This window comes from Psychrosphaera algicola (assembly GCF_028401425.1).
GTDB lineage: Bacteria > Pseudomonadota > Gammaproteobacteria > Enterobacterales > Alteromonadaceae > Psychrosphaera > Psychrosphaera algicola.
Map to the genome: position 1 here is coordinate 2709026 of NZ_JAQOMS010000002.1, position 12858 is coordinate 2721883.

At 41.1% G+C, this 12858-nt stretch carries 15 protein-coding genes and 6 pseudogenes; 14 read left to right on the plus strand and 7 right to left on the minus strand.

All coding sequences use genetic code 11. The annotated features are described in order from the left end of the window. Window positions 1-19 precede the first annotated feature (19 nt). The 6 genes and pseudogenes from leuB to PN838_RS14745 all read left to right on the plus strand — a co-directional run bounded on the left by leuB (window position 20) and on the right by PN838_RS14745 (window position 4461). Window positions 20-1086: pseudogene (gene leuB / locus PN838_RS14720) on the plus strand (3-isopropylmalate dehydrogenase). Between the two features lie 14 nt (window positions 1087-1100). Next, window positions 1101-2499 (plus strand): annotated as a pseudogene (gene leuC / locus PN838_RS14725) (3-isopropylmalate dehydratase large subunit). A gap of 11 nt (window positions 2500-2510) precedes the next feature. After that, window positions 2511-3115 (plus strand): annotated as a pseudogene (gene leuD / locus PN838_RS14730) (3-isopropylmalate dehydratase small subunit). 186 nt (window positions 3116-3301) lie between these two features. Then, window positions 3302-3624: pseudogene (glpE, locus tag PN838_RS14735) on the plus strand (thiosulfate sulfurtransferase GlpE). Window positions 3625-3631: 7 nt separating this feature from the next. Then, window positions 3632-4072, plus strand: a complete 441-nt coding sequence (locus PN838_RS14740; protein WP_272181160.1) for a hypothetical protein — start codon at window positions 3632-3634, stop codon at window positions 4070-4072. A gap of 5 nt (window positions 4073-4077) precedes the next feature. Next, on the plus strand, window positions 4078-4461 hold the full coding sequence (locus PN838_RS14745; RefSeq protein ID WP_272181161.1) for a rhomboid family intramembrane serine protease: 384 nt from the start codon (window positions 4078-4080) through the stop codon (window positions 4459-4461). Window positions 4462-4562: 101 nt separating this feature from the next. On the opposite strand, the gene PN838_RS14750 is transcribed toward PN838_RS14745, so the two are convergent. After that, window positions 4563-4958, minus strand: coding sequence for a flagellar basal body-associated protein FliL (locus PN838_RS14750; protein WP_215964501.1), 396 nt, complete (start codon window positions 4956-4958; stop codon window positions 4563-4565). Between the two features lie 167 nt (window positions 4959-5125). On the opposite strand from PN838_RS14750, the gene PN838_RS14755 reads away from it, so the two are divergent. After that, window positions 5126-5674, plus strand: coding sequence for a chorismate--pyruvate lyase family protein (locus PN838_RS14755; protein ID WP_215964502.1), 549 nt, complete (start codon window positions 5126-5128; stop codon window positions 5672-5674). 3 nt (window positions 5675-5677) lie between these two features. Then, window positions 5678-6564: pseudogene (ubiA, locus tag PN838_RS14760) on the plus strand (4-hydroxybenzoate octaprenyltransferase). A 10-nt stretch (window positions 6565-6574) separates the two neighbouring features. Here ubiA and PN838_RS14765 read toward each other — a convergent pair. From PN838_RS14765 to PN838_RS14790, 6 genes are all read right to left on the minus strand, one after another. Then, entirely contained in the window at window positions 6575-6994 is a 420-nt protein-coding gene (locus tag PN838_RS14765; RefSeq protein ID WP_215964504.1) for an ACT domain-containing protein, read from the minus strand. A gap of 85 nt (window positions 6995-7079) precedes the next feature. Continuing rightward, the gene (locus tag PN838_RS14770) at window positions 7080-7451 is read right to left on the minus strand and encodes a VOC family protein (RefSeq protein ID WP_215964505.1); all 372 of its coding nucleotides are present in this window, start codon (window positions 7449-7451) and stop codon (window positions 7080-7082) included. 9 nt (window positions 7452-7460) lie between these two features. Then, window positions 7461-7889, minus strand: a complete 429-nt coding sequence (locus PN838_RS14775) for a sensor histidine kinase (RefSeq protein ID WP_334313522.1) — start codon at window positions 7887-7889, stop codon at window positions 7461-7463. Beyond that, complete coding sequence (locus PN838_RS14780) at window positions 7886-8992, minus strand: PAS domain-containing protein (protein ID WP_272181162.1); 1107 nt, start codon at window positions 8990-8992, stop codon at window positions 7886-7888. Before PN838_RS14780 ends, PN838_RS14775 begins: the two co-directional genes overlap by 4 nt. Further along, entirely contained in the window at window positions 8968-9276 is a 309-nt protein-coding gene (locus tag PN838_RS14785; protein ID WP_272181163.1) for a hypothetical protein, read from the minus strand. Before PN838_RS14785 ends, PN838_RS14780 begins: the two co-directional genes overlap by 25 nt. 167 nt (window positions 9277-9443) lie before the next feature. Next, window positions 9444-9581, minus strand: a complete 138-nt coding sequence (locus tag PN838_RS14790) for a hypothetical protein (protein ID WP_272181164.1) — start codon at window positions 9579-9581, stop codon at window positions 9444-9446. Window positions 9582-9787: 206 nt separating this feature from the next. Between PN838_RS14790 and PN838_RS14795 the strand changes: the two genes are divergently transcribed. The 6 genes and pseudogenes from PN838_RS14795 to PN838_RS14820 all read left to right on the plus strand — a co-directional run bounded on the left by PN838_RS14795 (window position 9788) and on the right by PN838_RS14820 (window position 12806). Further along, the gene (locus PN838_RS14795; protein ID WP_272181165.1) at window positions 9788-10345 is read left to right on the plus strand and encodes a hypothetical protein; all 558 of its coding nucleotides are present in this window, start codon (window positions 9788-9790) and stop codon (window positions 10343-10345) included. Then, entirely contained in the window at window positions 10332-10481 is a 150-nt protein-coding gene (locus tag PN838_RS14800; RefSeq protein ID WP_272182612.1) for a tetratricopeptide repeat protein, read from the plus strand. Before PN838_RS14795 ends, PN838_RS14800 begins: the two co-directional genes overlap by 14 nt. Before the next feature lie 158 nt (window positions 10482-10639). Further along, window positions 10640-11470, plus strand: coding sequence for a histidine kinase dimerization/phosphoacceptor domain-containing protein (locus PN838_RS14805; protein ID WP_272181166.1), 831 nt, complete (start codon window positions 10640-10642; stop codon window positions 11468-11470). Further along, window positions 11460-11789, plus strand: coding sequence for a sensor histidine kinase (locus PN838_RS14810; RefSeq protein WP_272181167.1), 330 nt, complete (start codon window positions 11460-11462; stop codon window positions 11787-11789). Before PN838_RS14805 ends, PN838_RS14810 begins: the two co-directional genes overlap by 11 nt. 6 nt (window positions 11790-11795) lie before the next feature. After that, window positions 11796-12399, plus strand: a pseudogene (locus tag PN838_RS14815) (response regulator transcription factor). Between the two features lie 140 nt (window positions 12400-12539). Beyond that, window positions 12540-12806, plus strand: a complete 267-nt coding sequence (locus PN838_RS14820; RefSeq protein WP_215964510.1) for a hypothetical protein — start codon at window positions 12540-12542, stop codon at window positions 12804-12806. The last annotated feature ends 52 nt before the right edge of the window (window positions 12807-12858 follow it).

Here is a 12858-nt window from a genome sequence, read left to right on the forward strand (position 1 = left end):
GCAATATTTAGGAAGTAACATGACAAATAAATACAACATTGCTGTTTTACCATAGGTGACGGCATAGGTCCAGAAGTTATGGCAGCGGCAATAACTGTGTTAGAAAAAGTACAAACTAAGTTTGGATTTTCTCTTAACTTTGAATTCGCTGACGTAGGTGGTATCGCCATCGACAATCACGGAAGCCCGTTGCCACCAGCAACATTAGAACTTTGTGAAAAATCCGACGCGATTTTGTTTGGTTCTGTTGGTGGTCCTAAATGGGAAAACCTAGCGCCAAATGACCAACCAGAACGCGGTGCGTTATTACCGTTACGTAAACACTTTTCGTTATTTTGTAATATGCGCCCAGCGGCATTAGTTTCATCACTTGCACCTATCTCTCCGTTGCGCGCTGATATCAGTGCCAAAGGGTTTGACGTATTAGTTATGCGTGAATTAACGGGCGGTATTTATTTTGGTGAAAAAGGCCGTGAAGGCGATTCGGCATTTGATACTCAGCGTTATTCAAAACCTGAAATTCAACGCATCGCTAAACTTGGTTTTGAAGCCGCTCGCAAGCGTCGTAACAAAGTCACTTCGGTTGATAAAGCAAACGTATTACAAACCTCTATTTTGTGGCGCGAAACCGTTAACGAAATGGCAAAAGATTACCCAGATGTTGAAGTTGAGCATATCTATATCGACAACGCGACAATGCAGTTGATAAAAGATCCATCTCAGTTTGACGTGTTGTTGTGCGACAACTTATTTGGTGACATTTTGTCTGATGAATGTGCAATGATCACAGGTTCTATGGGACTGCTACCGTCTGCAAGCTTAAATGACAAAGGATTTGGCATGTACGAACCTGCTGGTGGCTCCGCCCCTGATATTGCAGGCCAAGGCATTGCTAACCCAATAGCGCAGATCTTAAGTGCTGCTTTATTATTACGTTACAGCTTAAACCAAAACGATGCCGCTAATGCAATCGACCAAGCTGTGGCTGACGTAATTAAGCAAGGCATCGTTACTGGTGACATCGCGCAGGGCGGCAAATCATATTCTACTTCTGACGTGGCAAACGCCATTGCAGCAGCGATCTAATTAAGGCAATCGACATGGCAAAAACATTATACGAAAAAATTTGGGATGCACATTACATCTCCGAAATTAACGGCGATACAAGTTTGATATATATCGACCGTCATTTGGTACACGAAGTCACGTCACCTCAGGCATTTGCGGGACTACGTGAAAAAATCGTCCTGTGCGTCGTTTAGACAAAACATTTGCAACGATGGATCACAACGTATCGACTCAAGTTCGTTCGTTTGACGCTGCCGGTGAAACCTCTCGTAAACAGTTAGAAGCATTAGCTAAAAACTGTGAAGAATTTGGTGTAACGTTATTTGATTTAAACCACAAAAACCAAGGTATTGTGCACGTAATTGGTCCTGAATTAGGGATCACTTTGCTAAGGTCATACTATTGTTTGTGGTGACTCTCATACCGCGACTCACGGAGCATTTGGGGCTTTAGCTTTTGGTATAGGCACCTCGGAAGTTGAACACGTTTTAGCGACTCAAACGTTGCAACAGAAAAAAGCCAAAACGTTAAAAATTGAAGTAAACGGACCGTTGCGAACTGACATTACGGCAAAAGACATAATCTTAGCGGTAATTGAAATCTTAGGTACGGCTGGCGGTACAGGTTATGTCGCTGAGTTTTGTGGTCAGGCAATTGAAGAATTGTCGATGGAAGGCCGTATGACATTATGTAACATGGCAATTGAAATGGGTGCCAAAGCAGGCTTGGTTGCGCCGGATCAAACAACGTATGATTATGTTGAAGGTCTTGATTACGCACCTAAGGGTGACGACTTTACCCAAGCCGTTGAATATTGGTCTTCTTTAAAGACCGACAGTGACGCGACGTTTGACCATACCATTACGTTACACAGTGACAACATCATTCCTAAAGTCACTTGGGGCACTAGCCCAGAACAAGTTGTTAGCATTGACGCAATAGTCCCAAATCCAGATAAAGAAACTGATTTGGTTAAAGCCGATGCAATTCGTCGTGCGATTGCCTATATGGGGTTGGAAGCGGAGCAAAAGATCACCGATATTCATGTCAACACGGTATTTATTGGTTCTTGTACCAACTCTCGTATCGAAGACATGCGCGCTGCGGCTGATATAGCGAAAGATAAAAAGGTCGCCTCTGGCGTTCGAGCATTAGTAGTTCCATGCTCAATGCGAGTCAAATACTAGAGCTGAACAAGAAGGGTTAGACCAAATATTCAAAGACGCTGGATTTGAATGGCGTGAACCGGGTTGTTCAATGTGTTTAGCCATGAACGACGACCGCTTAGAACCAGGCGACCGTTGTGCATCAACGTCAAACCGTAACTTTGAAGGTCGTCAAGGCCGTGGTGGTCGTACGCATTTAGTCAGCCCAGCAATGGCCGCTGCCGCTGCTATCCATGGTCACTTTGTTGACATTCGTAACGCGTAAGGAGCAAGACAATGACTGAAGCTGTTTTTCATCAGGGTATTGTATGCCCATTAGACAAAAATAATGTCGATACTGACCAAATTATTCCTAAGCAATTTTTAACTTCGGTTGAACGTGATGGATTCGACAAAGCGCTGTTTTTTGACTGGCGTTATTTAGACAACGGCGAACCAAACCCTGAGTTTGTTTTGAACTTTCCTCAATATCAGGGTGCGTCGGTGCTATTGACTCGCGAAAACTTTGGTTGTGGTTCGAGCCGTGAACATGCTCCTTGGGCATTGAAACAATATGGTTTTCAAGTGGTTATCGCTCCAAGCTTTGCGGATATTTTTTACAATAACTGCATTAACAATCAAATTGTTCCAGCAAAAATTAGCAACGCTCAAATCGATGCGTTGTTTGATTTAGGCCAATCTGGTGAACCATTTGAATTAAAAGTGGATCTAAAAACCAACAGTTATTGGTTGATGGCCAAGCGGCTATTGATTTTGAAATTGCTGAAGATGTGCGTGAACGTTTACTTAAAAACTTAGATTTTATCGGTGTAACCGAAGAGTTTAACGACCAAATAAGTGCATTTGAGCAAAACTTAGAAGCGCAACGAGCGTGGCAATAAGCCACTCCTTGAGTCAGTATTTCAACTGATAACAAGACAATTTGAGGTGCTCTTACCCTGATCGTCTTGTCACTTAAACCGCATCCTATTAAGGGTTGCGGTTTTTTTCATCTAAGCTGCGGTGAACAATCGACAAATACGTGGGTTTTGGTACTATTTGATCAATCTCGCTTATAGGAAAAAATTATGACTGACTTTAAACGGATCAGCGTTACTGAAGCAAACGACTTGATTGCAAAAGGCCATGTTGTCATCGCTGATATACGTGACGACCAGTCATTTGCAAACGGTCACATCGCCAATTCATTCCATTTATCTAATGGCTCTATGACTTCGTTTAGCCAGAAATACGATTACGATGTTCCGGTATTGGTTTTTGCTATCACGGCAACAGCTCGCAAGGTGCGGCGCAATACTTGGTTCAACAAGGATACGAAGAAGTCTATTCTGTTGATGGTGGTTTTGAAATGTGGAAGCAAAACTTCCCATTTGTTACGTTAAGCGAATAATTTATAGATGCTATTACTTGCCAGTATCCCTAATCAACGTGCCGCTCAGGCATTTATCGATTACCTGAAACTACAGCACATTCACGCAAATTTACAAAACGAGTCAGCTAATGAACTGGGACGGCTCGAATGGGAGATTTGGGTTGACCCCGATGGATTTCATCAGGCACAAACGTTTTATCAAGAGTTTGTTAGCAACCCAAATGACCCTAAGTATTTAGATGCCTCTTGGCAAGTGGGGCAACCGCAAACACAACAAACACAATCATTTGGCATGGCCCGTATTTGGCGAAGTGCTGGACCACTTACTCGATTTATCACCTTGTTGTGTGCCTCTGTCTTTTTATTATCTTGGTTTGGTTTTTACGGATTTTTTAAAGCTCACTTTAGTTTTTCGTTTGAACTTACTGAGTTTTACCGTGTAGTAACCCCGCATTTATCCACTTAAGCGCAATGCATATTGCATTTAACTTATGCTGGTGGTGGTATTTAGGTGGTCGAATTGAGAAGGTCTTGGGTAAACAAACTTTACTCATCGTTGTGTTATTAAGTGCCGCCTCGTCTAATATTGCACAGGCTTTATTAGTCAATGCTAACTTTGCTGGTTTATCTGGAGTTAACTACGCGTTGGCTGGTTTTACATGGTACTGCGGAACCTTCCACCAATCTAAGAGCATTTTCCTACCGAATAATATTTTTATCTTTTTAGTGGGTTGGATGATTTTAGGCTTTCTCGAAATATTACCCGTCGCAATGGCAAACTGGGCGCATTTGTTTGGCTTAATATCAGGCATAGCGTTAGCTCAAATCATGGTAAAACCTGAACCTCGCACCTAGCACAGTTGATAAACACTGTGCTTTTACAAGCGCAGTGTGGTTGAGTAGCGGGTTATTTATAAAGAACCTTGGCTGACTTTCGCCGAGTTGTCTGGGTGTTATTAATGATAAAGATATTTAGTAAACAAAATATCTTTCACTAAAGTCTGGCCCGTTTCTTTCTTCATTAATTCTTGTAAGCGGTCCAATATTTTTAATCGAATTTCTTCACGTCCCGTCATAGATTTAACTTTCTGTTCAGGTTGTCTCATTAAAATATCAATAATTGCGTCGCGCAATAGTGGTGAATGATGTTCAACAATGCCAACATTGGCAACGTCGGTTATCATCAACTCCGCCGTGATACGAATAAACCCAATGTTACGTTTATTACTGACATAATTTGTGATGATGTCCGGTTCAAAACCAAAGTAACCTATGTTTTTAGGCTCAGCTTGCGCCGGTGCGGTAAATAACAAAACAAAACTGGCAATTGAAACAAGCAGTAAACGCAACATGTAGGTTTCTCTAAGATGGCTTTAAGTATAATGTCTAATTTTAGTGAATTAATTAACAACTACCAGCCTTAATGCCAATTTGTTGCAATAAATATTATTCTGCGACCTTTGAGCTTTAGCAACATTGTTTGTTAACATGTGCCCAGACTCATAAATGGAAGACGCTGTTGCACCCTTTAACTTTACCGGAAACTTGGTTTTCGCTGGATTCCGAACAATTTACAAAGCTCCGATCCGACGTCGCCCAATGGATAAAGGGTGAAAGCTCACTAACGGTTAAAATTAAAGAGCTAGGCATCGCATTTAATGTTGCCGTACTGGCGCAAACGACATTGCCAAACAGGGCACTTTTACATCCAGCCTTACCCAGTCAAGAAGGTAGCGCCTTATTTCGAGAGGTTTTGTTACAGCAAGGTGATGTGCCGTTAGTTTATGCCCAAACCATTATGCCTGACACCACCACGACCGGCACAGAAACGATGTTAACAGAGCTTGGTAATCAATCCCTAGGCCAAGTGTTATTTCAGTCCCCACAGGCGATACGAGGCGATATAGAGTTTGCAGAGGTCACTCCAACGTCACAACTCGGGCTGTATATCCAACAAGAACTGCAACAAACGATTAACGAGCCGTGTTATATTCGTCGTTCGTTATTCCATCTCAATCGTAAGCCACTTTTGGTTTGTGAATGTTTTTTACCGTCATTGTTCCAATAGCTTATGAAATTACTCCTAACGTTTTCTAATTACCCTGCGTACCACCGTTTAATGCGGATGGATAAACCCATCGGTATTTATTTATTATTATGGCCGACGTTTTGGGCCCTGTGGATAGCAACAGAAGGTGTTCCTAGTCTGCACCTTTTTACTGTTTTTACCTTAGGTGTGATTGTCATGCGGGCGGCGGGCTGTGTGATCAATGACTACGCAGACCGAGAAATAGATGGTCATGTTAAGCGCACACAACAACGACCTATACCAGCGGGGAAGCCACTGCAATAGAAGCATTACAACTGTTCGTTTTATTACTATTGATAGCCTTTGCTCTGGTACTGACCCTAAATATTGAAACTATTGTATTGTCGTTTGGAGCCTTGATATTGGCGTCTGTGTATCCGTTTATGAAACGTTACACTCATTTTCCACAAGTCGTATTAGGGGCCGCCTTTAGCTGGTCAATACCGATGGCATTTATGGCCGCAACGGCGCAACTTCCTGCGGTGGTTTGGTATTTATATGGGGCGAACCTATTATGGACCGTGGCCTATGACACATATTATGCCATGGTAGATAAAGACGATGATCTCAAACTTGGCGTTAAATCAACGGCCATCGCTTTTGGCCGTTTTGAACTACAGGCTATTGTATTGTGTCAGTTATTAACGGTTGCAATATTTGCTGTGTTGTATCATCAATTGGGTTGGCAATGGCCAATGGACATTGCCTTGACTGTGGTTATCGTATTGTTTGCTCAACAACTATGGCAAGCTAGAGAAAAACAACGAGATGCGTGTTTTCGCGCTTTTCTAGCCAATCATTATGTTGGTTTAGTTGTCTTTATTGGCCTGATTGGTCAATACAATCTGTTGCCTCTACTAGCGAACTAAAGTTATCTCTTTAGTTCGTCATGTCGGCACTGTTTTTACTCAACAAACGTAAGGTGTTAAGCGCTTTTTCAGCGTCGTTTTTATTTACAAATACGTGGTCGTGGTAATAAGCTGCAACGACATTTGCACTTATGCCTTGCTCCCCTAATGCCGTTGCTATTGCCGCTGTCAGGCCAACCGCGTCCAAACTTGAATGCACATTTAACGTAATGCAACTGAAAACACTTTCTATCAACATTTGATGTTCTTGCGCTATCGTCAACGGCACTATCGCTGTCATGCCCTCAGATTCCATAAACGTTCCTATCGGCTTTAGGTCCTTGAGGGACGACAAATCATCCGTTTTAATATGGCTAAATACATAATCAATTGTATGTAATTCAGGTTCCATCGTTGCGATAAGTTTATGTAAATCAGTCTCACCTGTCATGATTAAATTTGTCCTATTTGTTTTGTTAGATATTTAAGTTCACCTAACGCAAAGTTACTCTTGATAGGCTCTTGTCTTAAAGCCACTAGACGTGTTGGTCGATTAAAATAACATTGCCGTCTGGATCCTTTAACGCGAAACTTGCAGGCCCCTTTGAGTCAGGGTCAACAGTACTGTCAAGCTCACAACCGGCTTGTTGTAAATGGTTTTGAATTGCCCTCACATCGTCAAATTCGGCTAAGGCTTGAGCATCCTGATCCCAACCTGGGTTGAAAGTCATGATGTTACTTTCAAACATGCCTTGAAACAAACCAATGATATGATCCCCGTTTTTAAGAATAAGCCAGTTTTGATGCTCGACCCCACCAAAAACCGTAAACCCTAAATTTTCATAAAAGGCCTTTGACTTGGCTAAATCTTTTACCGCCAAACTCACTGAAAATGCACCTAATTTCATATTCGTTTCCTATCCATTATCCTGCTGTTTATTTTTGTTTTCGATGTTATCAACAGACAATAAAGGCATAGTGACAATAAATCGACAGTATTCATCGTGTTTGCTGCGGCATACCACCTGTCCGTTCAGTTTTTGCGTTACTAGGTTATAAACAATACTGAGCCCTAAACCTGAGCCTTTATTATGATTCACAGAAGTTGAATAAAAAGGTTCAAATATTTTAGTTTGAAGCGTTTCATCAATTCCACGGCCATTGTCTTCAACGGTAAATTCTAAGGTGTCTTTAAGAAGTTTATAGCCAATTTTAATTTGCCCGACCTCTATCCCTTCGAAGCCATGTATAAATGCATTTTCTATCAAGCTTGAAATAATTTGTGCCGTTGTAACCGGATAAACTGATACAGAAAGGTTTTCATCACCCGTTAATATTATCTTTATATTTTTTCTTCGGCATTCGGCGCCTGAGCAGCGACGATATTATGCAAGTATGAACTCAGAACGACATTCTCTGGTTTATCGCTGGATTGATCAACGGCTATCATTTTGAAGTTTCTAACCAGATCCGCCGCACGTTCCAGGTTTCGTAGGATTAAGTCGCTACTCATCTCAATTTCGTCGCAGTTACTGGTAAATACCTTTTTACTAAGGTTGCCACCGAGCACATTTTGTTTCAGTTCTTTAGCCAAAACCCCTAAATGACTCGCCCCAGTTACTGCGATACCCAGTGGGGTGTTGATTTCATGAGCAACACCTGCAACGAGATTGCCTAACGCGGCCATTTTTTCGGTTTCAACTAAATGATCTTGAGTTGCTTTTAGCTCCTCTATGACCACTTCAAGTTTTTTATGGGATTCGGTTAATTCCGTTGTACGGTCTTTAACCCTTTGTTCTAATTCGTTTTTAGCGACACCAAGTTCATGTTGTATTGTTTTTAGTTGGGTAATGTCATCGTAAGTCCCGACTAATCCAACAACAACATTTTCATCAGTAACAATTGGACGTTTAGATGTTCTTAACCAAATCGTTTTGCCATTTTTATGGGTTTGTGGCTCTTCTGAACACAAAAGGTGTTCTCGTGTTGACATTGTTACTGCATCATCAGAGCGATATAATTCCGCTTGTTCGGGGAATATATCGTGATCTGTAACGCCAATAATCGAGGCTGGGTTTGGTAAAGATGCGTCTTTAGAAAACGCTTCGTTACAACCTAAATACATCGAATCACGGTTTTTCCAAAACACCCGCTGTGGCATCAAATCAAGTACGGTTTGGTAAGTTTGCAGTTGAATTTCCGCTTTTGATAAACGATAACTCCCGCCCAATATCGACTTTAAAACATAATAAGCGGAACTAAAGGTTTCTTTAAACTGTGCTGTTTTTGGCGCGACATAGCTTAATAAGCCAACAATATCACCTTGAGAAACAAAAGGGATTACAAATATCTGCTCTGAGTCTCCCCGATAAATATTAGTTAAATGATCAGGCAATAGACAAGAGAGCACATATTGTTTGTCCATTACCTGCTCAATGTCATTTTGCAACCAATCTTCCAACTGCGGGGGCAATCACTAAAGCGATACTTAACAAATAGGTGCTTGTCTGAATTATTGGGCTTACCCGTAGCATAAAGGTGACTTTTAAACTGATATTCAAGATTGTGTTCGTCTTTAAAAACAGTAGTTAACATGACAAAAGATGCATTTAATATTTCACTTAGGCACTCAATTGCCCGCGGAAAATCTTCCATTTTAGTAAAGGACGCTGTGGCATCATGTGAAATCAGCCGGATAAAATCCAATTGGTCCTGTAAATGTTTGTCGTCCACTGGAACTCCTAACTGTGTCTTCTCGTCTTAGATTAGCCCTGCTTGTTTATTTGTTCAAATCACTTTTGATTCAAAAACAAACTATTGCGACAGATTAGTCTTGCTCAACTTCCTTTTTTGCTTCTGATAATCTTCAAAGGGCACCGTTTCGAGTTTATCGCACTCTTCTAACTGCCACGCTGTTTTCGCTTCTTTAATACACTCGTTTTTTGATAATTTTTACCAAACTGATACATAGATTTATTTGAACAAGCCACTGCCGATAAGGCAACAATAACTACTAATGCGTTTCTCAAGTGTTTCATTAACTCTATCTCCTTTTATATTTCTACCTCAAAGAGTAACGAAAGGATCAATAAGTTCATAAAATAATTTCAACAATACGGTTCAATAAATACCGTCCAACGTCAAATGTCATGACATTTGTCACATCAAATTGGTGACAAACCTCTCTACAATCATTTCATCGAATAACGAATACTTATCCCGTCAAACAAACAGGAGAACTGACATGAACATTAAATCTAAATTACTTACTTTATCAATGACAATCGCAATCTCTGGTAGTGCACTTGCTGGACAAGCTGAAATAGACCGCATCGAGCAAGCTGCAGGTGTATTGGACATTACGCAACTCAAAACAATCGCGGCGGATTTATCCGGTTATGACCTTGCTTTAGCATATTATCGAATTGCTTTAAGCGCTAATTTAAAGGGCCAAACTCCCGTTGCTAAAGAGTCTATCGACCAAGCTATGGAATTACTTGAAAAACTAGATGAATCGTCACCAGATAATGTAGAAATCAAAGCCTTACTTGCTCAGGTTTACGGATACAAAATTGCGTTAGACCCAATCAAAGGGATGTATTACGGTCCAAAATCAAATTCAACGCTTTCATCTGCTGAAACCATACAACCAAATAACCCAAGAGTGTTATTAGTTAAGGGGATAAGCAAATTTAATACCCCGGGTGTTTTTGGGGGCAGTACAGAAGCAGCTTACCAAGCATTTGATCAAGCGATAACGGCGTATTCAGAAGACCAATACTCTGATTATCACTGGGGCTAAGGCAGAAACGTACACTTGGCGCGGATTGATTTCGATGCAACAAGGTGACGTAGAAAAAGCCAAAAATGATTGGGAACAGGCTCTAACCATTAATCCTGATTATGGCTGGGCGAAAATGTTACTCGCTGCACAATAATCATCATGCAGAAATCGTGAGGGCGACACCACTTCTTGTATCGCCCATCACTTAATATTAGTAACACGCTCAACCAATATTACCGGCTAATTTCATTTTAACATTGACCATAGTGACCATAGTGGTCGACACTAAGTGTCGGAAAAAATAGGAAAAACATGACTCAAAACAGTTCAGAAACAATACTTACGCCAACAGGCAGCGCTGCCGCTTTTTCGGTAAGTCCGATTGCCGCGACAGGTGCGGCTAAGTGGAGTTATTTTTCACTTGTTTTTTCGGTGTTCTATTTTTTCAATTTAGTCGCCCAATTTGAACACTTTTCCACAAAAGAAGTTGCCATATCGTTTTTCATTTACGCTGTATTTATTGTGTTGTTTTTCCAAGCAACTCGCTTAACCGGTATAGCGGTAATTCGTCCTATCTTGGCTATTATTCTTTTATCTGCTGTTGGCGCGTCTGTGCAGCCTGGAACCAATGCGTTATTTGGCTATGCGGCATTTTTTGCGGGATACTATTTTCAATTCAGAGGTTCATTCACACTTTTACTATGCAACCTTGGATGCCAATTTGCGTCAGCTTATGCCTTTGACTTACTTAGCCCTTATTATTTGGGACCATCGATAGCCGTATCCACAAGTCTTTTTGTATATGGGGTGTTTAGTCAAAAAGAATATTTAAACGCCTGTTTGCAAAATAAAAAGAATCAGCAAATTGAGCAACTTGCGGCCATCGCTGAGCGGGAACGAATTGCCCGTGATATGCACGACTTACTCGGGCATTCACTTTCGTCATTGGCATTAAAGTCCGAACTCGCTGAAAAACTGGCACACAGAGCGCAATTTGACGCAGCAAAAAGAAATAACCGAAGTGGCAGAACTTGCGAGGCAAACCCTTACAGAGGTTCGTTATGCCGTAACTGGATTAAAACAGCGAGGGCTAAACGGCTCGCTAGAAAAACTCACGAAACAACTACAACATATGAATTTTGAAACCCAAACATTTATTGAAGTCACCACCTTGCCGCCAAAAGTCGAGTCGACCGTGATCATGTTATGCACCGAATGGATCACGAATATATTACGCCACAGTAAAGGTGATCGAGTTTCAATTTCAATAACAAATACCTCTGACTCTATAGAGCTTAATATTGGGGACAACGGAAAAACCTCAACATTAACACCGGGCAATGGCATAGACGGCATGAAATCTAGAGTTGCAGAGCATGGTGGCACCATTGATATCCAGCAAAATGGTGGGGTTAAATTGCGAATTGTTATTCCACTCGGCCTAGAGGAACAAACAATATGAGCTAAGGTGGTAAAAGTTTTAGTTGTTGAAGACCAAGCATTGGTGCGCGGCGCAATTTGCAGCTTGTTAGGTTTAGAAGACAACATTGAGGTTGTTGGTCAGGCCGAAAATGGCGCTGTAGCACTGCAAATGTTAGAACAACTTAATGTGGATTATGTGCTCAGTGACATTGAAATGCCGGTAATGTCTGGCCTTGAGCTTGCTGAAGAGATACACGATAAACACCCTAAAATTGGGGTATTAATCATGACGACTTTTTCCAAATCGGGTTATATAAAACGTGCGATGGCGTTAGGTGTTAAAGCATTTATTTTAAAAGAATCACCTACTGAATACTTAGTAAACGCAATTGGTAAAGTCCAAAAAGGACAACGAGTTATCGACCCCGAACTGGCACTTATGGCACTTGACGATAACGATCCGTTAACTGAAAAAGAACGCAAAGCTATCAAATTAGCAGGGGACGGATTAAAAACTGCAGAGATCGCTCCAGGCGCTATTTTTATCAGAAGGTACGGTGCGCAATTATTTATCAGAAGCCATTTCAAAACTAAATGCCGCAAATAGAGTTGACGCTGCAAGAATTGCAAAACAAAAGGGCTGGATTTAGCCCATTTGAAACCCTTAAACTGGGTAAGACGTTCAATCTGATTATCGTAATAAAAAGTTGGTTTGTGATCCAAGTCCCGTTAAAGTAGGGCTTAGCTGATTTTATTGGCCCACAGGAATCTATGTAGAAAGGATGGAACCATGATTATAAAAGCGTTACTTATTGTCGCAGCCCTAAAGCTCCACAATCAATTAGATGAACCAATCGCACCCACTTTAGTTTATCTCATCCCTATGTTCATCATTTCCCTGTTTGCAGGTGCATCATTTTTTTGGCTTTTACTCACAAGCATTGTTTTAGGATGTTGTTTGTTCTGCTATTTTTTATTGTTGTCTCGATGGAATAGTGGACTGAACTATTATGGGATCATGGCCCTTGGGATCGCAGTTTTATTGTTTTTGTTTTAAATCACCTCGATCAAATAAAACGGTCAAACAAGAACATTCAAGGCCCCAGTTG

Bases quoted from the DNA above. Each gene is read 5' to 3' on its own strand.
- PN838_RS14805 (WP_272181166.1), top strand. From the start codon at position 10,640: ATGACTCAAAACAGTTCAGAAACAATACTTACGCCAACAGGCAGCGCT.
- PN838_RS14745 (WP_272181161.1), top strand. From the start codon at position 4,078: ATGCATATTGCATTTAACTTATGCTGGTGGTGGTATTTAGGTGGTCGA.
- PN838_RS14770 (WP_215964505.1), bottom strand. From the start codon at position 7,451: ATGAAATTAGGTGCATTTTCAGTGAGTTTGGCGGTAAAAGATTTAGCC.
- PN838_RS14820 (WP_215964510.1), top strand. From the start codon at position 12,540: ATGATTATAAAAGCGTTACTTATTGTCGCAGCCCTAAAGCTCCACAAT.
- PN838_RS14750 (WP_215964501.1), bottom strand. From the start codon at position 4,958: ATGTTGCGTTTACTGCTTGTTTCAATTGCCAGTTTTGTTTTGTTATTT.
- PN838_RS14765 (WP_215964504.1), bottom strand. From the start codon at position 6,994: ATGACAGGTGAGACTGATTTACATAAACTTATCGCAACGATGGAACCT.
- PN838_RS14795 (WP_272181165.1), top strand. From the start codon at position 9,788: ATGAACATTAAATCTAAATTACTTACTTTATCAATGACAATCGCAATC.
- PN838_RS14790 (WP_272181164.1), bottom strand. From the start codon at position 9,581: ATGAAACACTTGAGAAACGCATTAGTAGTTATTGTTGCCTTATCGGCA.
- PN838_RS14740 (WP_272181160.1), top strand. From the start codon at position 3,632: ATGCTATTACTTGCCAGTATCCCTAATCAACGTGCCGCTCAGGCATTT.
- PN838_RS14810 (WP_272181167.1), top strand. From the start codon at position 11,460: ATGAATTTTGAAACCCAAACATTTATTGAAGTCACCACCTTGCCGCCA.